The 21431-nt window shown below is 69.8% G+C and carries 25 protein-coding genes; 9 read left to right on the top strand and 16 right to left on the bottom strand.

Going from position 1 to position 21431, the window contains the following annotated elements:
* Window positions 1–316: 316 nt before the first annotated feature.
* The 5 genes from MHY20_RS04870 to MHY20_RS04850 form a co-directional block, all read right to left on the bottom strand.
* Entirely contained in the window at window positions 317–1231 is a 915-nt protein-coding gene (locus MHY20_RS04870) for an acyltransferase (RefSeq protein WP_183374422.1), read from the bottom strand.
* 394 nt (window positions 1232–1625) lie between these two features.
* Window positions 1626–1799, bottom strand: a complete 174-nt coding sequence (locus MHY20_RS04865; protein ID WP_239375316.1) for a hypothetical protein — start codon at window positions 1797–1799, stop codon at window positions 1626–1628.
* Window positions 1800–1856: 57 nt separating this feature from the next.
* Window positions 1857–2138: a type II secretion system F family protein gene (locus MHY20_RS04860; RefSeq protein ID WP_221187092.1), complete on the bottom strand. Its 282-nt coding sequence runs from the start codon at window positions 2136–2138 to the stop codon at window positions 1857–1859.
* A gap of 82 nt (window positions 2139–2220) precedes the next feature.
* Window positions 2221–2982, bottom strand: coding sequence for an RNA methyltransferase (locus MHY20_RS04855; RefSeq protein ID WP_239375404.1), 762 nt, complete (start codon window positions 2980–2982; stop codon window positions 2221–2223).
* 50 nt (window positions 2983–3032) lie between these two features.
* The gene (locus tag MHY20_RS04850) at window positions 3033–3824 is read right to left on the bottom strand and encodes an ABC transporter ATP-binding protein (protein ID WP_183374435.1); all 792 of its coding nucleotides are present in this window, start codon (window positions 3822–3824) and stop codon (window positions 3033–3035) included.
* A gap of 64 nt (window positions 3825–3888) precedes the next feature.
* Here MHY20_RS04850 and MHY20_RS04845 point away from each other — a divergent pair, with 64 nt between their 5' ends.
* From MHY20_RS04845 to serB, 3 genes are read left to right on the top strand one after another with little or no spacing between them, the layout of a single operon-like run.
* Window positions 3889–5373, top strand: coding sequence for an RNB domain-containing ribonuclease (locus MHY20_RS04845; protein ID WP_239375314.1), 1485 nt, complete (start codon window positions 3889–3891; stop codon window positions 5371–5373).
* Entirely contained in the window at window positions 5370–6077 is a 708-nt protein-coding gene (locus tag MHY20_RS04840) for a hypothetical protein (protein ID WP_183374438.1), read from the top strand. Before MHY20_RS04845 ends, MHY20_RS04840 begins: the two co-directional genes overlap by 4 nt.
* Window positions 6078–6123: 46 nt before the next feature.
* Entirely contained in the window at window positions 6124–6780 is a 657-nt protein-coding gene (gene serB / locus MHY20_RS04835) for a phosphoserine phosphatase SerB (RefSeq protein WP_239375312.1), read from the top strand.
* Window positions 6781–6807: 27 nt separating this feature from the next.
* Here serB and MHY20_RS04830 read toward each other — a convergent pair whose 3' ends face one another.
* Window positions 6808–7296, bottom strand: coding sequence for a histidine phosphatase family protein (locus MHY20_RS04830; protein WP_239375310.1), 489 nt, complete (start codon window positions 7294–7296; stop codon window positions 6808–6810).
* 70 nt (window positions 7297–7366) lie between these two features.
* Window positions 7367–8101: a 3-oxoacyl-ACP reductase FabG gene (gene fabG / locus MHY20_RS04825; protein WP_183374449.1), complete on the bottom strand. Its 735-nt coding sequence runs from the start codon at window positions 8099–8101 to the stop codon at window positions 7367–7369.
* Between the two features lie 131 nt (window positions 8102–8232).
* Here fabG and MHY20_RS04820 point away from each other — a divergent pair, with 131 nt between their 5' ends.
* Genes MHY20_RS04820 through MHY20_RS04795 form a run of 6 tightly spaced genes read left to right on the top strand, consistent with a single transcriptional unit; the run spans window position 8233 to window position 12012 of the window.
* Window positions 8233–9201, top strand: coding sequence for a hypothetical protein (locus tag MHY20_RS04820; protein ID WP_183374450.1), 969 nt, complete (start codon window positions 8233–8235; stop codon window positions 9199–9201).
* 2 nt (window positions 9202–9203) lie between these two features.
* Window positions 9204–9605, top strand: a complete 402-nt coding sequence (locus tag MHY20_RS04815) for a hypothetical protein (protein WP_183374452.1) — start codon at window positions 9204–9206, stop codon at window positions 9603–9605.
* On the top strand, window positions 9602–9946 hold the full coding sequence (locus MHY20_RS04810) for a DUF3099 domain-containing protein (RefSeq protein ID WP_183374454.1): 345 nt from the start codon (window positions 9602–9604) through the stop codon (window positions 9944–9946). Before MHY20_RS04815 ends, MHY20_RS04810 begins: the two co-directional genes overlap by 4 nt.
* Window positions 9943–10839 (top strand): SURF1 family protein, encoded by an 897-nt coding sequence (locus MHY20_RS04805; protein WP_183374456.1) that lies wholly within the window; start codon window positions 9943–9945, stop codon window positions 10837–10839. The genes MHY20_RS04810 and MHY20_RS04805 overlap by 4 nt, the downstream gene beginning before the upstream one ends.
* Window positions 10836–11612, top strand: coding sequence for a glycerophosphodiester phosphodiesterase family protein (locus MHY20_RS04800; RefSeq protein WP_239375308.1), 777 nt, complete (start codon window positions 10836–10838; stop codon window positions 11610–11612). Before MHY20_RS04805 ends, MHY20_RS04800 begins: the two co-directional genes overlap by 4 nt.
* A gap of 46 nt (window positions 11613–11658) precedes the next feature.
* Window positions 11659–12012, top strand: coding sequence for an RNA polymerase-binding protein RbpA (locus tag MHY20_RS04795; RefSeq protein ID WP_183374458.1), 354 nt, complete (start codon window positions 11659–11661; stop codon window positions 12010–12012).
* Between the two features lie 47 nt (window positions 12013–12059).
* Here MHY20_RS04795 and MHY20_RS04790 read toward each other — a convergent pair whose 3' ends face one another.
* The 9 genes from MHY20_RS04790 to MHY20_RS04750 all read right to left on the bottom strand — a co-directional run.
* Window positions 12060–12602 (bottom strand): FxsA family protein, encoded by a 543-nt coding sequence (locus tag MHY20_RS04790; RefSeq protein ID WP_183374460.1) that lies wholly within the window; start codon window positions 12600–12602, stop codon window positions 12060–12062.
* Window positions 12599–13393, bottom strand: a complete 795-nt coding sequence (locus MHY20_RS04785; protein WP_239375306.1) for a polyprenol monophosphomannose synthase — start codon at window positions 13391–13393, stop codon at window positions 12599–12601. Before MHY20_RS04785 ends, MHY20_RS04790 begins: the two co-directional genes overlap by 4 nt.
* Entirely contained in the window at window positions 13390–15012 is a 1623-nt protein-coding gene (lnt, locus tag MHY20_RS04780) for an apolipoprotein N-acyltransferase (RefSeq protein ID WP_239375304.1), read from the bottom strand. Before lnt ends, MHY20_RS04785 begins: the two co-directional genes overlap by 4 nt.
* On the bottom strand, window positions 15009–15812 hold the full coding sequence (locus tag MHY20_RS04775; protein ID WP_183374466.1) for an amidohydrolase family protein: 804 nt from the start codon (window positions 15810–15812) through the stop codon (window positions 15009–15011). Before MHY20_RS04775 ends, lnt begins: the two co-directional genes overlap by 4 nt.
* Before the next feature lie 9 nt (window positions 15813–15821).
* Entirely contained in the window at window positions 15822–18554 is a 2733-nt protein-coding gene (locus MHY20_RS04770; protein ID WP_239375302.1) for a DEAD/DEAH box helicase, read from the bottom strand.
* A complete protein-coding gene (locus MHY20_RS04765; RefSeq protein ID WP_239375299.1) occupies window positions 18554–19492 on the bottom strand; it encodes a diacylglycerol kinase family protein in 939 nt (312 codons plus the stop codon). The genes MHY20_RS04770 and MHY20_RS04765 overlap by 1 nt, the downstream gene beginning before the upstream one ends.
* Window positions 19489–20382: a twin-arginine translocase subunit TatC gene (gene tatC, locus MHY20_RS04760; RefSeq protein WP_239375296.1), complete on the bottom strand. Its 894-nt coding sequence runs from the start codon at window positions 20380–20382 to the stop codon at window positions 19489–19491. Before tatC ends, MHY20_RS04765 begins: the two co-directional genes overlap by 4 nt.
* 77 nt (window positions 20383–20459) lie before the next feature.
* A complete protein-coding gene (locus MHY20_RS04755) occupies window positions 20460–20768 on the bottom strand; it encodes a Sec-independent protein translocase subunit TatA (protein ID WP_239375293.1) in 309 nt (102 codons plus the stop codon).
* 84 nt (window positions 20769–20852) lie between these two features.
* A partial coding sequence (locus tag MHY20_RS04750) for a WYL domain-containing protein (protein ID WP_239375290.1) occupies window positions 20853–21431 on the bottom strand: 579 nt, incomplete at its 5' end.

The following is a 21431-nucleotide window of genomic DNA, read 5'->3' as shown; positions in this document are numbered from 1 at the left end:
GGCCAGCGGAACCGATGACGGACCCCAGCACGACCGAGCGGGTCACGACAAAGCCCCAGGTCGATGTCGCCGAAGCAGACTGCGATCCCGAGGGTTGCGATCGATAGTCCAGCGATGAGGTTCTGCGCGGACCGGAAGCGAGCTTGGGGGGCGTGCGCTGTACCTCATGTTCGCCTCTTTCGAATGGCGTCGAGGTGGACCGGGACTGGACCCACGGGCTCGTCGATGGTCCGGGCCGCTGGCTTCCCTCGACTCCCGCCCCTCCTGACTCGAGGCGCCCCCTGAGCCTCCGGGCCCCGGGGTGGGGGGCGATTCGTCATGCCCGGCCGGCGCGCACGCCCTCACGCTTCGGGACCGGCAACCTGAACAGGAACGACTCCGACAGCCGCGTCAGCGCCAGCGGGACGCCGATCCCGACCACGAGCAGCAGCGGGCCCAGGACCCACCACGTCACGTCTCCGATCAGCAGGTACGCGACACCGATCGCAGGGAAGTGGGCGAGGTAGAAAACGATGGACCGCTCACCGATGAACTGCAGGCCCCGAGACCGGGGCGCACGCGGAGCGATCCACACGGCAGCGAGGATCCCCGCGAGTGAGACGAGGAAGCCGGCGATCGACTCATCCGATCCTTTCATCCAGACGGCCGCCGCAACGGCAGCTACGGCGAGCAGACAGGGGGCCCAGGCGCGGACGCCCTGCCATCGGTCCAGCCACCGCGCGAGGGCCGCGCCGGCAAAGAAGAACGAGCCGAACCAGAGCACTCGAACTACCGCGTTCGTGTCCGGGAACTGCGCCAGGATCACCATGGGGATCGGCCACACCCATGCGGGGATCCAGCGGGTCATCGGTGCGACCAGGTAGCAGGCGAGAAGGACAGCCAGGAACCAGAGGTGCCACGCCCCACCGGCCCAGGCCCAGATAGAGACCAACGTCGCGGGCGACAGCAAGACGATGCAGCTGATCACCATCCACAGCACGTACGGCCAGAGGATCCGCTGAACCTTCCCGGCGTAGAAGTCGCGCAGGGGTTTCGCCACAGACCGTGGGAGAAGCAGGCCCGAGAGTGCGAGCATCACAGGCATCCGGAACGGGAGCAGGAAGTCCATGACGGGCTGCCACGCTGGGGACGCACCGCCGAGGACGGCGGGGACCGTGAGCACGTGGTGGACGATGACGAGGATGATCGCCAGCCCGCGGAGCTCATCCATCCATTCGAGTCGCTTAGCCATGTGCGGATCCTAGCCTGACCTCGCGGTATGTGCGCATCGGTCCCGGGTGGGGGTCTCGGGATGGTCAGTACGCCAAACTGTCGCGGAGTTCGGCCGCGCACTCGTCGGACTCGCAGATCGGGCTCCGCGGGGCGGCAGGGTGGTCGCTGCACATCATGCACCAGCGGGTGCGCGGCGGGAGCCCTAGCAGCGTCCGAATCCAGTTCATGCCCGCATCGCAGCGGCCGGGGTCATACCCGCGTCCACTGCCCACCGATCGTCGGCCCGGACCCGCACGCGCATGTCCGCCAGCCGAGCATCGCCCGCGTCGCCCCGCACGGGCACGGCGTGGGGAGCGGCTCCGCCCAGCCCACACGGATCCGCCGGAGCCACGGGTCGGGGGCCGGGATCGCGGTCACGCCGGCTCCCAGCAGCCTGCGTCCTGCGACTCCTCACCGACTGATGCGAGAGGATCCACCGGCGTGGCCGCGTTCCGCTCGAACCAGGGGATCGGCTTGATTCCGGTCTTCATCTCCTCGACGGCGAGGCGGATACCGTAGGCCCAGTCGCGGTCTGCTTGACTGCTCATGGGCAAGAGCCTGCCGCATCCCTCCAACACTCGAGCATGCGTTCGAGAAAAGGCGGCTCAGGGTTTGAGGCTGATGGCGACGGTGACGCCATCGGTGAACCGGGTGATGGCCTCCAGGGATGTGCGCCGGCCCAGCTGGCGGAGCGCATCCTCCACGTCCGCTCCGGCACGGATATCCGCGACAGTGCGGCCGGGCTCATGCGCCAGGGGGCCGCTCGTGCTTCTACTGCCCCTCTCCATCGCCGCAACAGTGCCTTCACCGGCGCCGACCGCGAGAGCGAGCAGGTCCGCAACCGTCGGGAAGGGGAACAGTCGTGCCCACGACCCCAACCAGCTCACCAGCACCCGCGGGCATGATTCACAGAAATTATGGACAGACCGTGACATCCGGCAGCCAGGAGTTCGACGCCGCGGGGCGGTCTCAGGCCAGTGCGAGCTCCGCCTGCCGCTGCCAGAACACAACAGCGCTCGCCGCCGCGACGTTCAACGAGTCCACTCCCCCGCTCATCGGGATGATGATCGTGCCGTCCACTCGCGACAGGGTGGACCGCTTCAGCCCGTGCCCCTCGGTGCCGAGGATGAACGCGACCTTCTCCCCGGGGCCGAGCTCGGCGTCCTGCAGCGGCACCGACCCCTCTTCCAGCGCCAGCGCGTAACTGGTGAACCCGTGCTCGCGCAGCACATCCAGGCCATGCGGCCACGCTTCCAGGCGGGTCCACGGCACCTGGAACACCGTCCCCATGGAGACCCGAATGGACCGCCGGTACAGCGGGTCCGCGCTCGACGGCGTCACCAGCACCGCATCCACTCCGAGTGCCGCCGCGGAGCGGAACATCGCGCCCAGGTTCGTGTGGTCCACGATGTCCTCGAACACCGCCACAGTGCGTGCACCTGCGAGGACCTCCGCCACCGTCGGCAGCTCGGGGCGGTGCATCGCCGCCAGTGCCCCGCGGTGCACATGGAAACCGGTGGTCTGCTCGAGCACGTCCTCGCTGGCCACGAACACGGGGACCGATGGATCCTTCTCGAACAGCGGCGCGAACTTCTCCAGCCACTTCTCACTCATCATGAACGACCGCGGGCGGCACCCCGACCGCAGCGCCCGGTCGATGACGTTGAAGCTCTCCGCCATGAACAGACCGCGCTCCGTCTCCAGAGCACGGCGCAGGTTCACGTCCGTCATCGAGTGGTAGTCCCGCAGGCGCTCATCCTGCGGGTCCTCGAAGCGGATGATCACGAGAGGGTGAGGGCCCGCGCAGTGAAGCGCTCCCCCTTCTTCTCCGCCACCAGGGGCAGGCCGAACGTCTTCGTCAGGTTCTGGGAGGTCAGCACGTCGCTGATCGCGCCGGCCTTCACGATCTCGCCGCCGCGCAGCAGGACAGCGTGCGTGCAGCCCGGCGGGATCTCCTCCACGTGGTGCGTCACCAGCACGGTCACCGGGGTGGCGGGATCCTTCGCGAGGATGCCGAGGGCGCGCACGAGGTGCTCACGGCCGCCCAGATCGAGGCCGGACGCGGGCTCATCCAGCAGCAGCAGCTCCGGGTCCGTCATCAGAGCGCGCGCCGAGAGCACGCGCTTCTTCTCCCCGGTGGACAGCGTGCCGAAGCGCCGATCGGCGAGCTTCCCAGCGCCGAACACGGTCAGGAGGCGGCGCGCGCGCTCCACATCGGAGTCCTCATACTCTTCGCGCCAGCGGCCCACCACCGAGTACCCGGCGGTGACCACAACGTCCAGCACACGCTCACCGGCGGGAATGGAGTCGGCGAGGGCCTGGCTGGCGAGGCCGATCATGGGGCGCAGCTCGAACACGTCGGTGCGGCCCACGCGCTCATCGAACAGGTCCACGGTGCCGGAGCTGGGGTGCATGCGCGCCGCCAGCAGGGAGATCAGGGTGGACTTCCCAGCGCCATTGGGGCCGAGCACCACCCAGCGCTCCCCCTCGCTGATCGTGAGGGAGACGTCCTTCAGCAGGTGCTTCTCACCTCGGCGAACACTGACGCTGTTCAGCTGCGCAACAGGAACCATGCCACCAACCCTACCGCCCGCTCCCCCCACCCTGGAGGCAGGGCGCGCCCGTACACTGGCGCGCATGACGAACCGAACGGTGAGACTGTCCGCCCACGGCGTCGCGGCCGATGAGATCCGCGCCGCCATCGATGTCCTGGTCGCCGCCAACGAGGTTCCGGTGGAGTTCCCGCCCGCCGTCCTGGAGGCCGCTGAACGCGCCGCCGGCTCCTGGCAGAACGGCGAGGTGGAACGCGAGGACCTGCGGGACATCCCGTTCGTCACCCTCGACCCCGCCTCCTCCACCGACCTCGACCAGGCGCTGCACATCGACCCCGATGGGGACGGCTTCCGCGTCCGCTACGCCATTGCGGATGTGCCCGCCTTCGTGCACCTCGGGGACGTGATCGATCAGGAGGCGCGTCGGCGCGGCGCCACCGTGTACCTCCCGGGCCGACGGGTTCCGCTGCACCCCGAGGTGCTGAGCGAAGGAGCGGCATCCCTGCTGCCGGACCAGGACGCTCCCGCATTCGTGTGGGACATGCGCCTGGACGCGGCCGGCGCCGTCACCGCCTGCAGCCTCACCCGTGCCGTGGTCCGCAGCCGCGAGAAGCTCGCCTACGACGCTGTCCAGCACGACCTCGACGCCGGCCAGGGCCACCCCATGATGCTGCTCCTGCAGCAGGTCGGCGACCTCCGCATCGAACAGGAGAAGCTGCGCGAGGGCGCCTCGCTGAACACGCCGGAGCAGGAGGTGGAGGAGAACGAGGACGGCAGCGTCCGCCTCGCCTGGCGCACCCCGCAGCCGATCGAGGACTCCAACGCGCAGATCTCCCTCATGACGGGCATGGCCGCAGCGCAGATGATGATCGATGCCGGTGTCGGCATCCTGCGCACCATGCCCGCCCCCACCGATGAGGCCCGCACCCGTTTCCGTCTGCAGGCGGAGGCCCTCGGCATCACCTGGGCCGACGGTCAGCCGTACGGGCAGTTCCTCCGCACCCTCGATTGGCGCAACCCGCAGCATCTCGCGCTGCTCAACCACGCAGGGGTGCTGTTCCGCGGTGCCGGATACCTGCCGCTCGGGGCCCCGCCGGCCGACGACGACGCGGACGAGGCGCCCAGCCTGGAGCAGGCCGCGATCGGCGCCCCGTACGCCCACGTCACCGCGCCGCTGCGCCGCCTCGTGGACCGCTTCGGACTCCTCGTCTGCTGGATGATCAGCACCGACCGCGCCATCCCCGCTGAGCTGCGCGCCGCCCTCGGCGAACTGCCGGAGATCATGAAGTCCACCGGTTCCGTCGCCGGGAAGCTGGAGCGCGAAGCGGTGGATCTCGTGGAGGTGCTGAGCCTGAAGCCGTTCGTGGGCCAGGAGTTCACCGGCACCGTCATCAAACGCTCCGACGGGGAGAAGCCGCGCGTGGAGGTGCAGCTCGTGGAACCACCCGTCACCACGTGGGTGGCCGCCGACGCCGACCTCGGCACGCACGTTCGACTCCGCCTGGAACGGATCGCTGAACCGGAGAAGGACGGCGCGATCCCCACCGCCGAGTTCAGCCTCCTGACGTGACGGCGATCCCTGTGCCGCGCCTGGCGGTGCTGTCCTCCTGGACGCACGGTCTGCTGCGCGGCCGCCTCTGCGCCGACGGGCTCCTCGACCAGCTCGACGGCCCCGAGTTCTTCTTCGCTCCCCCGTTCGACCCGGCGGCGTGGCTGCTGGACCTGCAGCTGATGCACCGCCCCATCGTGAACCTCGTGCTGCCGCAGCCCGGGCGGATCGCCGGCCTCATCGGCCCGCCCCCGGCGATCGCGGCGGCGCTGGACGCAGGGCAGGCGCTCGTGGTCGCCGACGGGCCCCTCGCCCACCACACCCTCACGGTCCACCGCCAGGATCCGCACCACCGCACCCTCGTGGTGGATCGGCACAACGCCCCACCGAACCGGCCCGTCACGCCGCAGCGGACCGACGGGGCCCGGGAGCACCTGTTCCGCTGCCTGCAGGACGCGGCTGACCGCGCGCAGCGCCTGGACATCGTGCTGGAGGAACCCGTCGGCCCCGCGGAGCTGCCCGACGACTGGTTCCTGATGGAGCCCCACCCCGGGATCGACGCGGGGCATGTGGAAACCGCGCGGATCGCGGGCCGCGCCGCGGTGCAGTGCGAGCGGCTTCTGGAGGACCCGGACCTCGATACGGCGCGACGGGAGTTGGTGCGGGATCTGCATGATGCTGCCCGCAGCGCCCTCAGCGCGGTCCTCTCCTCCTCACCAGTGTGAGCGCGGCTAGACTGCGCAGACGAGAGCCCCGTCGAAAGGACATGCTGTGGTTGACACCGCCTACCGCGGACTGCTGATCTCCGACGTCGACTCCACCTTCCTCACGCAGGAGGTGATCGAACTGGTCGCCGACTACGCCGGCGTGCGCGACGACGTCGAAGAGGTGACGCTGCGGGCGATGCGCGGCGAACTGGACTTCGCCGAGTCTCTGCACCACCGCGTCGCCGCCCTCAAGGGCCTGCCCGCCACCGTCATCGACGAGGTGCGCGAGCAGCTCGTGCCGACCCCTGGCGCGGTCGAACTCGCCTCCGAGGCGATCGAGCGCGGCTGGCTGGTGGCGCTGGTGTCCGGCGGCTTCGAGGAGATCATCACTCCGCTCGCGGAGCAGGTCGGCATCCAGTCGGTGCTGGCGAATCGCTTCGAGGTGGCCGACGGGCACCTCACCGGCAGGGTCGACGGCCCGATCGTGGACCGCGAAGCGAAGGCGATGCAGGCGCGGTTCCTGTCCGCCGCGCACGGTGTGCCGCGCGAGCGCATCATCGCCCTCGGCGACGGCGCCAACGACATCGACCTCATGGCGGAGGCCGGCCTCGCGGTGGGGTTCCACCCGAAGCCGGCCCTGCGGGAGGTTGTGGACCTCGTGATCGACGGCCCGTCCCTCGACCCGGTGCGTGAGCACCTGGCCCGACTCGACGGGTTCTGAGCGACGGCCCGGCCGTTCGCTGGGCCGTCAGCCGCGCAGCAGCGCGTGCAGGCTCAGCGAATCCTCACCGAGCTCAGCCCACGAGCCGAGGCGGCCGCTGAAGACGCTGACGGACCCCGTCGGCATCCCCAGCCGCACCTGTGCGGTCGCACCCGAATCGGACGACTCCTCATCGGCGAGGTGGGAGGCGAGCGAGGACATGACCGGCTCGTGGCCTATCACCAGCACCACCGATTCGTCGGCGGGCAGGCGGTGGAGCTCCTCGAGCACCTCAGCAGGTCCGGTGGCGTAGAACTCGTCGTGGACGCTGACGTCCCCGTCGAAGTCCGGAAGACCGGGGCGCAGCGCATCCCACGTGTCGCGGGTGCGCTGCGCGGAGGAGACGAGGACTCGGGTCGGGCAGATGCCCTGCGAACGGAGGTAGTCGCCGACGGCGCGGGCCTGAGTGACACCCTTGGAGGCCAGAGGGCGCTCCTTATCGGTGGGGGCGGAGTTCTCCGCCTTGCCGTGGCGCATGAGCAGAAGCATCCGACTCGGAGGTTCGTCGTTCACAAGTCCTCTTCCTGTGTGATGGTGACGGTCCGAATCAGTGTCCCATACCGAGGCCGCCGTCGACCGGGATGACAGCACCGGAGATGTAGGCGGCGTCATCGGAGGCGAGGAACGCGGCGACCTTCGCCACCTCCTCCGGCTGGGCGAAGCGGCCCGCCGGGATCGCCTTCTGGTACTCCTTCTTCAGATCGTCGCTGAGCTGCTGGGTCATCTCCGTGTCGATGTAGCCGGGGGCGATGACATTCGCGGTGATGCCGCGGGAGCCGAGCTCACGGGTGATGGAGCGCGCCATGCCGACCAGGCCGGACTTGGAGGCGGCGTAGTTGACCTGGCCCGGGGAGCCGTACAGGCCCACCACGGAGGAGATCAGGATGATGCGGCCCTTCTTCTTTCGCATCATGCCCTTGATGGCGCGCTTCACGGAGCGGAACGCACCCGTGAGGTTGGTGCCGAGGACGTTCTCGAAGGAGTCGTCGCTCATGCGCAGCAGCAGCTGGTCGTCGGTGATGCCGGCGTTGGCGACCAGCACCTCGATCGGGCCGTTCTTCTCCTCCGCCTCAGCGAACGCGGCGTCCATGGAGGCGGAGTCGGTGACGTCCGCAGCCACGGTGAGCGCGCCGTCGGGGCCGCCCGTGCCGGAGCGGGAGGTGACGGCGACCTTGTCGCCGAGGGACAGGAAGTGCTCTGCGAGGGCGTAGCCGATGCCTCGGTTGCCGCCGGTGATCAGGACGCTGCGTGCAGTCACCGCGTTCTCCTTCGATGGGGTCATGAATGGGCCCCGCTACCCTATCGCGGCCGCCTGGTGCGCTGATCGCCCCCGCGAACCCGACACGGTCGTACACTGGTGGCCGCACCCACTGACCGATGCATCCCTGCAGCAGGGGAAGGGACACGACCACTATGGCACTGCGCTTCAACCCACCGCCCAACTGGCCGCCGGCAGAACCGGGCTGGACACCGCCCGAAGGCTGGCAGCCGGACCCCGCGTGGGGCGAAGCGCCCGCCGACTGGCAGTACTGGGTGGAGGACGACGCGGACGACTCCGCCTCCCACGCCGGTGCCGCAGGCTCCGCGTCCGAAACAGGTTCGTCCGCGACGGGCTCCTCCGCGGCGAGCGCCGCCCCCGCCCCGATGTTCGGCGCCGGTGACAGTGAGCCCTCCGGCGCGACCACGCAGAACTGGACACCGATCCAGGCGCAGGGCGTGCCGGAGAAGAAGGGCTTCTTCGCCCGGTTCTGGTGGCTGACCTGCCTGGTGCTGCCGCTGCTGCTCGCGATCCTTGCCGCAATCGCCCTGTCCTTCTACTTCTTCAAGGGCGACGACGAGGCGACAGCTGACCCGTCGCCCAGCCCCAGCTCCAGCTCCAGCGCACCGGCTGACCCGACCACCACGTCTGAGGCCCCGTCACCCACTGAGACTGCTGAGCCCACGCCGAAGGAACCGCTGGTCAAGCCGGACAAGAACGCTGAGAAGAAATCTGTGGTCACCTTCTCCGGCTCCGGTGAGGTGGTCCTCTCCACCCGCTGGTCCGACGGCAGCGACATCAAGACGAGCGACGGCGAACCGGTGGACAAGCCCACCAACGGCACCTACCTCGTGGTGACGGTTCAGACCACCTCGAAGTCCGGAAAGATCCACCAGAACCCGCTGAACGTCCGGGTCAACACCCCGTACGGCGGTGTGGTGGATGTCGCGCGCACCTCCTACAGCCAGTCCGATGAAGCGGGTCTGAACACGTTGGACTACGACCTCGAAGAGGGCGAGTCCGGCACCATGCGCATCCTGTACGACATCAAGAAGGTCCCGGACCTCACCATCACCTGGAACGGTGACAAGTCCGGCGCCAAGTGGGCAGTCCCCGAGAAGTGACCGTGTCCCGCTTCAACCCCGCCCCCGCCTGGCCGGAGCCGCCCAGTGCCGACTGGGAGCCTCCGGCCGGGTGGGTGCCTCCCGCTGACTGGCCCACCCCGCCGGCGGGGTGGCGCTGGAACGCGGAGGAGCTGCCGACGGATGCTCCCCTGGCGCCGAGCGGCTCGCTGCGCGCCAGCGGAGCCCGCCTCCAGCGCGGCACCGACCTCGACTATCCCCTGGCCGTGACCGCACCGGGCGTCCTCGCCGATTCCCCCACCGCCCAGGACATTCCCGAGGCTGAGATCCGCCGCCCATCCCGCCGCGTGGACGCGGTCATCGCGGTGATCAGCACCGGGATCGTGGGCGGCACCGTGTACCTGTTCCTGCGACTCCTCGACCACGCGGCCGTGCTGCCGCAATGACCGACCAGTTCGCCGCTCCCCCGCCTCCGGCTCCGAAGGCCCGCTCCGAGGACGTCTCGCACCGCCTGCGGATCTACTCCATCAACATGGCGATCCGCATGATCTGCTTCGTGCTGATCCTCATCGTGCCCGGCTGGTGGAAGCTCGTGATGCTGGTCGCTGCGGTCCTCATCCCCCTGTTCGCGGTGATGTTCGCCAATGACCAGGACCGCGAGGGGCAGAGCTCCCCTCCGCCCGAGCCGTCGGGCGGACCTCTGCTCCTGGAGTCATCAGCGCCCGTGGTTATCATCGACTCCGACGGCCGCATCATCGACGAGGACAGCACGACCAGCGAAGAATGAAGACCCTGCTCACACCCCGGTGGGCGCTCGCCCTCCTCCTCGTGCTCGCCGCCGTCACCGCGTGCATCCTGCTCGGCCGCTGGCAGTTCCACCGCTACGAAGCGAAGGCTGAGGCCGTCGCCACCATCGAACGCAACTACGACGCCGCACCCGTCGACCCCGCCGGTCCACTCCCCTCCCCGACCTCTGCGCTGCGGGCTGAGGACGACTACACCCAGGTCACCATGACCGGGCAGTACCGGTCCGAGGACACCCTGTTCGTGCGCAACCGCACCCGTGCCTCCCAGGTCGGGTTCCTGCAGCTCGTCCCCTTCACCGACGGCGAGCGCACCCTGCTGGTGGTGCGCGGCTGGGTACCCGCTGCGAAGGTCGAGTCGACACCGGCGGGCTCACCCCCGCTGCCGGACGGCACCGTCACCCTCACCGCCCACCTGAGGCCGACGGAGCCCCGCCTCGGCCGGGCGCAGACCGACGGCCAGGTGCAGTCGATCAACGTCCCCGATGTCCAGGGGCAGACCGGGCCGCTGCCCGGAGTCATGACGGGCGCCTACGGCACGATGATCAGTGAGGACCCGTCGGCACCACCGGCCGATGCGTCCGCGCCGCTGATGCCGGTGGAGCGGCCCGAGACCGACACCGGACCACACCTGTCGTACGCGTTCCAGTGGTGGGTGTTCGCGGCGTTCTTCCCCGTCGGATTCGTGGTGGCGGCGCGCCGCGCCGTCCTGGATGAGCGCGATGCCCGCGCCGAGAGCGGTGACCCAGACGCGGAGGCGGCCGACGGATCTCGGACCGATGGCCCTTCCGCCCGCAGCGCCGGCGCGAAGCGGCCGCGGCGACGACTCAGCGACGAAGACGAAGAGGACATGCTGGTGACAGGAGAAGGACTGTGAGAAGCGGGTTCATGCCCGGTGAGCTGCCGCGCGGCATCGCCCACCGCGGCTTCGCCCCGGACGGTGACGAGAACACGCTGGAGGCCTTCCACCGGGCCGTCGCAAACGGCGCGGACGTCATCGAAACCGACGTGCACGCCACCGCCGACGGCATCGCCCTCACCGTGCACGATCCGCAGATCCGCTGCGGCGCCACGGGCGACGAGCACACCGTCGCCGAGAGCCGCCTGCAGGACCTGCGCGGAGTGCGCGTGGGCGGCCTCAGCCCCATTCCCACCCTCGAGGACGTCCTCGGGGACCTGGACGTCCCGGTCAACATCGACATCAAAGCGGAGCAGGCGATCCTGCCGACCGCCCGAGCGATCGTCCGCGCCGGCGCGCAGGACAGGGTGTGCCTCGCGGGCTTCACCGGTGCCTATCCGCGGCGGGCGGCGGCGATGATCACCGGCATGACCGGGGTGCGGGTGAGGCGCAGCCCGTCACTCGCGCCGATGGCGGCGATCCGCCTGGCCGACGCGCTCGAACTGCCCGGCACGGATACCCTGCTGCGCCGCTGGGACGCACTGCAGGTGCCGGAGCAGGTGCGGGGTGTGCGGGTGGTGACCGAGCGCCTCATCGCGAAGGCGCACCGGGCAGGCTGCGAGGTGCACGTGTGGACGGTGGATCACCCCGGGGACATGCGGCGCCTGCTGGAGATGGGGGCGGATGGTATTATCACTAACCGCATCGATCTGTGGAATACACAGGTCAGCCCGCGCGTTGACCGGGTGTGAGCAGATCGCCACACGCACCGAATCAGTGGAAGAAGGCTGGAACTAGATGAGCTCTCGCTCGCTGAGAGGAACCCGGCTGGGTTCGCTGTCCATGGAGACCGATGAGGGCGTCCTCGCGGCACCCCGCCAGGAGTCGCCGTACGACTGCCCCAACGGCCACACCACGATCCTCCCGTTCTCCGTGGAGGCGGATGTTCCGCTCGTGTGGGAGTGCCGCTGCGGCGCCACCGCCGTGCTGCGCGACCACGAGAAGCCCGATGAGAAGCCGGGTCGCCCCGTCCGCACCCACTGGGACATGCTGCTGGAGCGCCGCTCCGAGGAAGAGCTGCAGGTCCTCCTGGACAAGCGCCTCGACCTGCTGCGCCGCGGCCGCCTCCACTCCAACCGTCACTTCCTGTGACGCTGTGAGGCTCCGCGCACGCTGAGATGCGCACGCGGTCCGCAGCCTCAGGCGCGGGGGTCCTCCCCCTTCTCACGCACCACGCCGCCCTCGATCATCGGGGGCGGCGTCTGCGTTGCCGCATGCGACCCGGTGGAGGACGCCCGGTCATCCGAGGTCACCACGATCTCCCCCTCGATCACCCCGCCGCGGCCCCGGAAGAACAGCTGCCGACGATTCGCGGACCCCAGGCCCGCCTTCTTCATTGCGGAGTCCTGCACCGGGGTCAACAGCAGAGCGAGGCCCGCCAGGTCCGTGAGGATACCGGGGAAGAAGAACAGCAGCGCCGCCATCAGAGTGAACACGGGACGGGACCGGCGCGAGGAGGAACGGGAGCCGTCGCGCAGCGTGCGGATCAGCGCACCGAGGCGACTCATCGACTGCTGCGTGGCCAGCACCAGCAGGGCGATGCCGATCAGCCAGCCGATCACCACGATGAGAACCGGCCACCAGAAGCTCGTGTTGACCCCGATCGCGATCAGGATCGCGAGCTCCGCCAGGCCGATCAGCAGAATCCACAGCGGCAGCAGGGACATCGCCTTCTCTTTCACCGTCGACTCCTTCGGGCCTGGACGATACGGTCGGCCCATCCTCCCACCGTGGCCTGGAGGCGACGCCCATGATGGGCCGCGCCCCACTGAGTGACCCGAACGAGCGCCTCGCGGACGATCGCAGAGCTCATCTTCGAAGCGCCCTCGGTGCGCTCATCGAAGTCGATCGGGACCTCCACGATGCGGGCCCCGGCACCGTCGGCACGACGCGTCATGTCGACCTGGAAGCAGTACCCCTGGGACGCGACCGCATCCCCGGCCAGGACAGTGCGCAGCAGGTCGGCGCGGAATGCTCGGAAGCCCGCGGTGGCGTCGTGAACGGTCAGGCCGAGCATGAGGCGTGCGTAGATGTTGGCACCGCGGGACAGTACCTCCCGGTGCGCCGGCCAGTTGTGCACGCGCCCGCCCGGCACCCACCGTGACCCGATGGCGAGGTCCGCGCCGGCGTCCACGGCATCGAGGAGCCGATGCAGCTGCTCGGGGCGGTGGGAGGCGTCTGCGTCCATTTCACCGATGACCTCGTAGCCGCGCTCCAGCGCCCACGCGAACCCCTCCAGGTAGGCGGGGCCCAGGCCCTGTTTGCTGGCCCGGTGCAGGACATGGATCCGTCGGCGGCCCTCGGCGGCCTCATCGCGCAGCGCTTCCTGTTCGGCCCAGGTGCCGGTTCCATCGGGTGAGCCGTCGTCCACGATGAGGGTGTCCACGTGCGGCAGCGCGGTCAGCAGGCGGCGCAGGGTGCCCGGCAGGGCCTCGCGTTCGTTGAATGTGGGGGTGACGATGATGGTCCTCATCGGGTCTTCCTCCTGCGTTGGGGCATCGTGCGTGAGGGCTGTGCGGGGGCGGGGCTGCGCTCCGGAATAAGGGCGAGCAGCACGAGGACGGCGGCGGAGCCGACCACGGGAGCCCACCGGATCAGGGTGCCGAACCGCATCGCCGGGGTGATGCCGGTGTGCAGGGGAACATCCGCCTGCATCGACCCGGCGACCCAATGGTCGAGGGAGGCGATGGTGCGGCCGTTCGGGGTGAACACGGCGGAGTGCCCCACGGTGGAGATGTGCACCACTGAGCGGCCGGAGACCACCGCCATCACCTTCGCTTCGGCGAGCTGCTGGATCGCTTCGTCGGAGTCGCCGAACAGCGCGTTGTTGGACTGCACCACGATCATCTGTGCATCATCGGCGACGACGTCCTGGACAAGGTTCTCGTAGGCGATCTCGAAGCAGATGAGGACGCCGACGGGTGCCCCCGCAACCTGCATCACCCCGACTTCACTGCCGGCGACCATGTCGGTGGCGACGAGTTCGACCTTGTCGGTGATGCGGGAGAAGAACCCGCGCGCCGGAATGTACTCCCCGAAGGGCACGGGGTGGCGCTTCGCGTACTGCTGGGCGGTGGGGCCGTTCTCGTCCACGAGGATCGCCATGTTCCTGCGGTTGTCGCGGCCGTGCGGCACCTGCGCGCCGATGAGGATGGGTGCACCGGCCTGCCGGGAGAGGTCGGCGACCTGAGCCATGCGGGACGGCTGCGAAGGCGCGTTCCAGCCGGTGGAGTCCTCCGGCCACACCACGAGGTCCGGCTCATGCGCGGGCCGGGTCCCGGACGCTGCTGCTCCGCGGCTGGACAGCGCGGTCCGGGTCGCCGCGACATGGTTGTCGAACATCTCCTCCGGCAGGTAGTACGAGCCCGGTGGCGGCGGCTTCACATTGCCCTGCACCGCGGTGACCGCAAGGCTGCGCGGCTCGGTGGCCGACGGATTCCGCGGAAGCGGCACCACCACGGATGCCGCGATGACCAGAGCTGCCGTCAGCAGCGGCAGGAGAGCCCCGAGCCCGTCGAGGCGGTCACGGCGGCGACCGGCGAGCCCCAGCAGGCAGGACGCGACCGCGGCCCCCATCCAGCCGAGCACGACGGCGAGCCCCGGCACCCCGATCCACGGGCCGAGGTTCAGCAGCGGCGAATGGGCGAGGGAGAACGCCGACGCCGCCCACGGCAGGCCGCCCCACGGCACATGCGAGCGGACCGCTTCGGTGCCCGCCCACAGCACACCGATCGCAAGGGCGGGCAGCAGCCCGTGGCCCCAGCGGGCGAGGACCGCGCGGGAACCGAGGGCGAACAGCAGCAGGTAGCAGGCTTCGAACACCGCCAGTGCCGCCCATGGTCCGAGCCCGGCGTAGATGTTTGCCCACGCGAACAGCGGGAGGAAGGCGCACACCCCGAACACGATGGCGACCACTGCAGCGATCGACCGCCGCTTCGTGTGGGAGGCGATGACGAGCAGACCGATCGCCACCGGCAGCAGGAACCACAGGTCCGCGGGTGGGAACGACTGGCTGAACAGGACCCCGCCGACGGCCGCGAGGATCACGGCGACGCCGCCGGGGGTGCGCAGCGAGGTGGGGCGGGAGGTCACTCCCCCGGCTCCAGTGCCTGGGGGGCGTCGAGCTCCCCGGCATCGAACACGACCTCGCCGTCCTTCATGGTGAGCAGGGCGCGCGGTTCGCCGTCGGTGAGGTCCGGCAGCATCGGGGTGCGGGAGCGGGGGTCCGTGGACCAGGTCTGGATGCGTTCGTCATTGCCGCGGACCGTCAGGTCCCACGGCTCCCACACCACCAGGTCAGCGGGCGCGCCCGGGTTCAGGGACCCGGGATGGTGCTGCCCGAGGAGGCGGCGGCCGCCGCGGGTAGCGGCGAGGAACGCGGCCCTTTCGGAGATGCGCTTGTCAGGGTCAGCGTCGATGCTGGCGGCGCGCACCCAGCGCCAGGGTGAGCCGTCCTCCCCTCCGGAGCCGAACGCGATGGCGGTGCCGCCGGAGGCCTCCGCGAGGTAGTCCACCGCGATGTCGATCATCGGCACGATGATGCGCACCCCGTCCTGCATGCCGCGGCCGGAGGCGGCGGGGCCCACATCGGTGATGCCGAGCGCGGCCCGCGGCGCGGCGTACCCGTCGCCGGCGGCGGGGACCGACGGGTCCTCGTGGCCCTCGGCGGAGGCGCCGGAACGACCGGCGATGGTGCGGCCCACCGGCAGGGCGTCCACGAACGACGGGGAGACCAGGCACCCGTCGGCCCGAATCGCGGGTGTGCCGGTGAACAGGGCGCGCGCCGTGGAAGCGGGGCCGGTCCAGGCGATGACGCCGTCGTCGATGAGGACGGCGCTCGCTTCGGGGTCGTCCGAGCTGTACAGAACGATGTCGAGCAGCAGAAGGGGCATGGGCTCTCCTCACATATCCTGGGCGACGATGCCGCGCTGCAGCAGCGAGCGCGCCTGGCGGGCGGTGACGGCAACGGTCAGGGCGTCATCGGAGCCTCCGATGTGCTCCATGTGCTCCAGCAGGTCGATCACCTGCCGCACGTGGCGCACGAAGTCGCCCGGCGCGGCGCCCATCTCCCCTACCGATGACGCGAAGCCCTGACCCAGTGCCCACCGATGCACCGCGCCGGCCATCGTGGCGCACGGCTCCTGGGTGACGTCGAGTCCGCGGGGCCGCTCCTGGGCGTTGATCTGGTCGGTCAGCACGCCGAGGGCGTGCAGAGCACGGCCGAATGCACGGTCGGCGATCTCCTCCGGCGCAGAGTCGTCCCGGCGCGGCTCGTAGCAGAGGGACGAGGCGACAGCGGCCAGCATCGGCGGCTTCAGGCCCGTGAACACCCCCTCGGTGATGCCCTCGCAGATCACGAGGTCGCGGTCGGAGAAGATCCGCTCCAGCAGATGCCCCTTGTCAGTGATCCGTGTGGAGCCGTTATCGGCGCGTTCCACATAGCCGAGGGCATGGAGCACCTCGAGCACCCGATCGAACTCCCGCGCCAGGTAGGAGGTGCGCTGCGTGATCGACCGCAGCGCCTTGTCGCGCTGGCGGGCGGCCTTGCGGTAGCGGGAGATCCACCGCATGTGCGCGTCGATGTCCTCGCAGGAATGGCAGGGGTGCTCCCGCAGGCGGGACCGCAGCTCCAGCAGCACCGTATCCTCAGCGGCGGTGGACGGTTCGCGCTTCGGCGGGCGCGCTGCCGCACCGTGCCCCGCGAGCTGCTTCTTCAGCGCGGCGCCGGTGTCGCGCCGCACCTTCGCCGCCCGCAGACGGTCCGGGTCAGCGGTGCGCATCGTGCCGATCACCGCGGGCCGGGTGCGGAAGTCATCCGCCCGGTACTCGCGGAACTGACCGTCGGTGGTGACGGCGGTGATGTGGGGGCCGTCCACGCGGCGCTCGTTCCAGATCACCACGCCGTAGCCCTGGCGGCGACCACCGGGCAGCTGCACGATGTCACCGCGGCGCAGTTTCTTCACCGCCTGGCGCGCACGGGTGCGCTCCCGCTCCGCGCGGTCCCGACCGAGCGCCTTCTCCCGTTCGGAGATCTGCTCCAGCAGGTCCGCGTACTCGACGATGTCGCCCTGCTCGCAGGTGATCGCCTGGCGGTACTGCTCCGCGGTCTCCTCCAGATCGCGGGCACGGCGCGCCTGGGAGACGACGCTGCGGTCCGTCTGGAACTGCGCGAACGAACTGTCGAGGGTGTCGCGGGCGTCCTCGAGGTTGAACCGGTCCAGCAGGTTCACCGTCATGTTGTACGTGGGGCGGAACGCCGACTTCAGCGGGTAGGTGCGCTTGGACGCCAGACCCGCCACCTCCTGCGCGGACGTGGAGTTCATGACGGCGACCACCGCGTGGCCCTCCGTGTCGATGCCGCGGCGACCCGCGCGGCCCGTCAGCTGCGTGTACTCCCCCGGGGTGATGGGGGCGTGCTCGGTGCCGTTGAACTTCTTCAACTGGTCCAGCACCACTGTGCGGGCCGGCATGTTGATGCCGAGCGCCAGGGTCTCGGTGGCGAACACCAGCTTGATGAGGCCCTCGGCGAACAGGTCCTCCACGATCGTCTTCACCATCGGCAGCTGCCCGGCATGGTGGGAGGCGACACCGGCGAGGGCGGCTCGTTCGATGCGGTGCATGCCGAGGGCGTCGGCGTCAGGCCCGGCGAGGTCGGCGAAGCGGGCGCGGAAGGCGGCCCGGATGCGTCGGCGCTCCTCCGGCGTGGTCAGCTCCACGTTGGCGCGCATCAGCTGCCCCACCGCCTGATCGCAGCCCGCGCGGGAGAAGATGAAGAAGATCGCCGGCAGCAGGTCCGCTTCGGCGAGGGCGTGGACGATGTCCGCTCTGCTCATGCCTCGCGGACGCATCCGCTGCTCGTGGCGGCGCTCGCGGAAGGAGCCGCGGCCCTTCCGATTCCTTCCCCGGTACACGGGGCGCTCGTGTCCGCCGAGGCGCTGCAGCGCGGGGTTGATCTCCCGGTAGCGGGTGTTGACCTCGGGACCGTGGGCGGGTGTCGGGTTGCCGTCGAGGTCGAGGAAGACGTCGACCAGGTCGTGGTCGAACAGGACGTGCTGCCACAGCGGCACGGGGCGACGGTCCGACACGATCACTTCGGTGGTGCCGCGCACCTCATCGACCCAGGCCCCGAACTCCTCAATGTTGGACACGGTCGCGGACAGGGCGACCAGCGCCACGGTGCGCGGCAGGTGGATGATCAGCTCCTCCCACACGGGGCCGCGGAACCGGTCGGCGAGGTAGTGGACCTCGTCCATCACTACGAACCCGAGGTCCATCAGCGCTGGGGAGTCGGCGTACATCATGTTGCGGAGGATCTCGGTGGTCATCACGACCACGTCCGCCATGGGGTTGATGGAGGTGTCGCCGGTGATGAGGCCGACCCGGTCGTGCCCGAGCCACTCCACCAGCTCCTGATGCTTCTGGTTCGACAGCGCCTTGATCGGCGCGGTGTAGAACACCTTCACGCCTTGGGAGATGGCGCGGTGCACGGCGTATTCGCCGACGATGGTCTTGCCGGCACCCGTCGGCGCCGCCACCACGACGGAGGAGCCGCGGTCGATGGCGTCCATGCCGTCGATCTGGAACGGGTCGAGGTCGAAGCTGAAGCGGTCGAGGAATTCGCGGCGGGTGCTCATCAGGTCTCCTGCTCCACGAGGATCCGCACCGCGCCCTTCTTCAGCCGTGCGGTCATCGGCAGGAAGCAGCGGGGTTCGCCGTCGGAGAAGGCGCGCAGCACCGTCCCGCTGGCGGCAGCGGTGTCCTGCAGCCCGATGCGGAGTGACTCGGTGACGGGGATGGTGCGGAACTCAGGACGGTCGATGTGGGTTCCGCGGTACACGCGGGGCAGCAGCCGCAGCAGGCGCGCACGGCTGAGAGGCGAGACCACGGCGAGTTCGAGGCGGCCGTCGAACGGGTCGGACTGAGGGGAGAGACGCAGGCCGCCGCCCATGGCGCCGGAGTTGCACAGTGCGATCAGCGGGGAGGTGATCTCCTGCCGCTCCCCGCCGTCCACTTCGATCCAGTAGTCGACGGTGCCGTAGGTGAGCGCTTCGCGCAGCACCGCCGACGGGTACCGCAGAGCCCGGGGCGCCGCGGAGACGGCAGCGCGGGCGTTGACGCGGGCATCGAAGCCGAGGTTGACGTTGCCGACGGCGAGGGAGACCTGGTCGCACTCATCGCAGGTCACCGCGATCGCGTCGATCGGAGTGACGGGGCGGGAGAGGGCGTGCAGGAGGATGCGGACCGCTTCGTCCGCATCGCCGATGGGAAGGCCGAGCGCGCGGGCGAGGTCGTTGCCGGATCCGGCGGGCACGATGCCGAGGCGGACGGGGGTGTCCGCGACGATGGAGGCGCCGAGGGCGACGGTGCCGTCACCGCCGACGACGACGAGGGCGGCGAGGTCGTGGGCGACGTCCTGCACGCGCAAACGGGCGACCTCGGCGCTGGGGCCGGAGAGGTCCACGACGGACAGGCCCGCCATCGTCAGCAGATGGTGGACTCGGCGGCCGATGCGGCCGGCGGAGCCGGAAGCGGCGGTGGGGTTCGTCAGCAGGCCGACGCGCAACCGGCTCACCGGTCCGACTCCCGGTAGGAGTCCTCCACAGACTCCGGGAGATCGATGGGAGCGGGGGCGTCCACAATGGTGGACGCGGTGCCGGCGTCCAGGTCCGCCTCCAGCGCGGCTTCGCGCTTGGCACGGCGGCGGTCGTTGACGGCCGAGATGCCGACAGCGGCGAAGAACAGGATGATCAGCGGCACGGACATCGCGATCAGGGTGATCGGGTCCGGGGTCGGCACCAGGACGGCCACGAACACGAACGATAGGAAGATCGCCCAGCGCCAGCCCTTGATCATCGTGCGGGCCGGCAGGACCCCGACCATGTTGAGGGCCACCAGAAGCACCGGATAGATGAACGCCAGCCCGAACGCGAGGACCACCTTGATGACGAGGTCCAGGTACATCCCGAACTCCACCAGCTGTGAGACCTCCGAATTGGGGCGGAAGCCCAGCAGCACGGGAACCAGCTTGGTGGTGGCGAAGTATCCGGCGGCGCAGCCGATCAGGAACAGCGGCGCGGAGGCGCCGACGAAGCCGATGGCGTACTTCTTCTCGTTCGTGTGCAGACCCGGCGTGATGAACCGCCAGATCTGGTACAGGACGATGGGGCTCGCCAGGCCCAGGCCGATGTAGACGGCCAGACGGATGTGCACCTCAAGAGTGGTGCCGATGCCGCCGAAGTTGAGGTTGACGTTGTACCCGTCCTTCGCGAGCTGCGCGAACGGGTGGTAGATGGCATCGAAGACCGGGTAGTAGATCCACCAGCCGGCGATGGCGCACACGAGGACCGCCGCGGCGCTGATGAGCAGTCGGTTGCGCAGCTCAAGGAGGTGCTCACCGAGCGTCATCCGCCCTTCGGGGTTCTTCGGTGTTCTCTGCTTCTTCGGCTTCGCGTTCTTCGCCACGCCTCAGGCCATCCTTCATCTCCTCTCGGGCCCGACCATGAGGCCGGGCCCGAGAAGCATGTCAACAGTTGTGGGGTTCAGCGACGCAGGTCGTCGTCCTCCCGACGCGTCTGAACCCGCTCGGTCTCCACGGCGCGCTCGGAGCGGGGATCGTACTCGCGGGTGCGCTCACGCTCCACGACCTGGTCGCCGTCGCGGACGGCGTCGTCCTTGGCGGCGTTGGGGCCGCGGCGCTCATCGTCGTTGCGCAGCTCCTCGACCTCACTCTTGAAGATGCGCATGGACTGACCCAGGTTGCGCGCGAGGCTCGGCAGCTTGCCGGCACCGAACAGCAGGATGGCCAGGACGATCAGACCGCCGATGATCCACGGACTCTTGGGACCCATGATTGATTCTCCACTTGTTGTCGAGCAGGTGTTGCAGTGCCCCTATGCTCGCACACGCGAGGAGAAGGGACTGCGGCTGTCAGCTTACAGCGTCGCGGCACCGATCACGCTCTCGGAAACCCGGCGGATGCGCTCCCTCAGCTCCGGCGGGTGCAGCGCTTCGGCTGCCCCGGCCGCTTCCAGCACCGCGGTGACGATCGCCTGCTGCGAGGACGAGGTGATCCGCGCGATCACCTCCTGCTCGCCCGGCACCTGCCGCTCATCACGGACGGTGAACGCCTCGAGGATCCACTGCGCTGCGGGATCCAGGCGCAGCCAGATCGGTGCGGCCTTCTCCCACGGGCGCAGCCCCGCCTCGACGGCGGCATCGGTGCCGTCGTCTTCGCGGGCGCCGCTGCCGATCGCGGTGGGTTCGGGTGAGGCGTCGCCGTCGGCCCACGCCTCCACGATTCGGTCGGTGCGGAAGCGCCGTTCGGCCCCCGCGGACACACAGAAGGCGGTGACGTAGGCGGCGCCGTTCGCGACTGTCACCCCGCGCGGACGGATGCGCCGCACCGATGTGCCGCGCGCGTCCGGCGGCGAGTATCGGATCACCACGGGGCGCTGCCGTGACTGGGCGTCGGTCAGCATCTCAGCGATGCGCCGACGGTCATCGCTGGTTGC

It is taken from the genome of Helcobacillus sp. ACRRO, from assembly GCF_022347125.1.
Classification (GTDB): domain Bacteria; phylum Actinomycetota; class Actinomycetes; order Actinomycetales; family Dermabacteraceae; genus Helcobacillus; species Helcobacillus massiliensis.
Note: the sequence above shows the minus strand (reverse complement) of the source record. Positions and strands in the feature narration are given on the sequence as shown.

What these genes read in the sequence shown, in the direction of transcription:
- MHY20_RS04810 (WP_183374454.1), top strand. Translation starts at nt 9,602, where the DNA reads ATGACCGACCAGTTCGCCGCTCCCCCGCCTCCGGCTCCGAAGGCCCGC.
- MHY20_RS04795 (WP_183374458.1), top strand. Translation starts at nt 11,659, where the DNA reads ATGAGCTCTCGCTCGCTGAGAGGAACCCGGCTGGGTTCGCTGTCCATG.
- MHY20_RS04830 (WP_239375310.1), bottom strand. Translation starts at nt 7,296, where the DNA reads ATGCGCCACGGCAAGGCGGAGAACTCCGCCCCCACCGATAAGGAGCGC.
- MHY20_RS04820 (WP_183374450.1), top strand. Translation starts at nt 8,233, where the DNA reads ATGGCACTGCGCTTCAACCCACCGCCCAACTGGCCGCCGGCAGAACCG.
- MHY20_RS04805 (WP_183374456.1), top strand. Translation starts at nt 9,943, where the DNA reads ATGAAGACCCTGCTCACACCCCGGTGGGCGCTCGCCCTCCTCCTCGTG.
- MHY20_RS04870 (WP_183374422.1), bottom strand. Translation starts at nt 1,231, where the DNA reads ATGGCTAAGCGACTCGAATGGATGGATGAGCTCCGCGGGCTGGCGATC.
- MHY20_RS04845 (WP_239375314.1), top strand. Translation starts at nt 3,889, where the DNA reads ATGACGAACCGAACGGTGAGACTGTCCGCCCACGGCGTCGCGGCCGAT.
- MHY20_RS04755 (WP_239375293.1), bottom strand. Translation starts at nt 20,768, where the DNA reads ATGGGTCCCAAGAGTCCGTGGATCATCGGCGGTCTGATCGTCCTGGCC.
- MHY20_RS04850 (WP_183374435.1), bottom strand. Translation starts at nt 3,824, where the DNA reads ATGGTTCCTGTTGCGCAGCTGAACAGCGTCAGTGTTCGCCGAGGTGAG.
- fabG (WP_183374449.1), bottom strand. Translation starts at nt 8,101, where the DNA reads ATGACCCCATCGAAGGAGAACGCGGTGACTGCACGCAGCGTCCTGATC.
- MHY20_RS04770 (WP_239375302.1), bottom strand. Translation starts at nt 18,554, where the DNA reads ATGAGCACCCGCCGCGAATTCCTCGACCGCTTCAGCTTCGACCTCGAC.
- MHY20_RS04775 (WP_183374466.1), bottom strand. Translation starts at nt 15,812, where the DNA reads ATGCCCCTTCTGCTGCTCGACATCGTTCTGTACAGCTCGGACGACCCC.
- MHY20_RS04785 (WP_239375306.1), bottom strand. Translation starts at nt 13,393, where the DNA reads ATGAGGACCATCATCGTCACCCCCACATTCAACGAACGCGAGGCCCTG.
- MHY20_RS04865 (WP_239375316.1), bottom strand. Translation starts at nt 1,799, where the DNA reads ATGAGCAGTCAAGCAGACCGCGACTGGGCCTACGGTATCCGCCTCGCC.
- MHY20_RS04855 (WP_239375404.1), bottom strand. Translation starts at nt 2,982, where the DNA reads ATGACGGACGTGAACCTGCGCCGTGCTCTGGAGACGGAGCGCGGTCTG.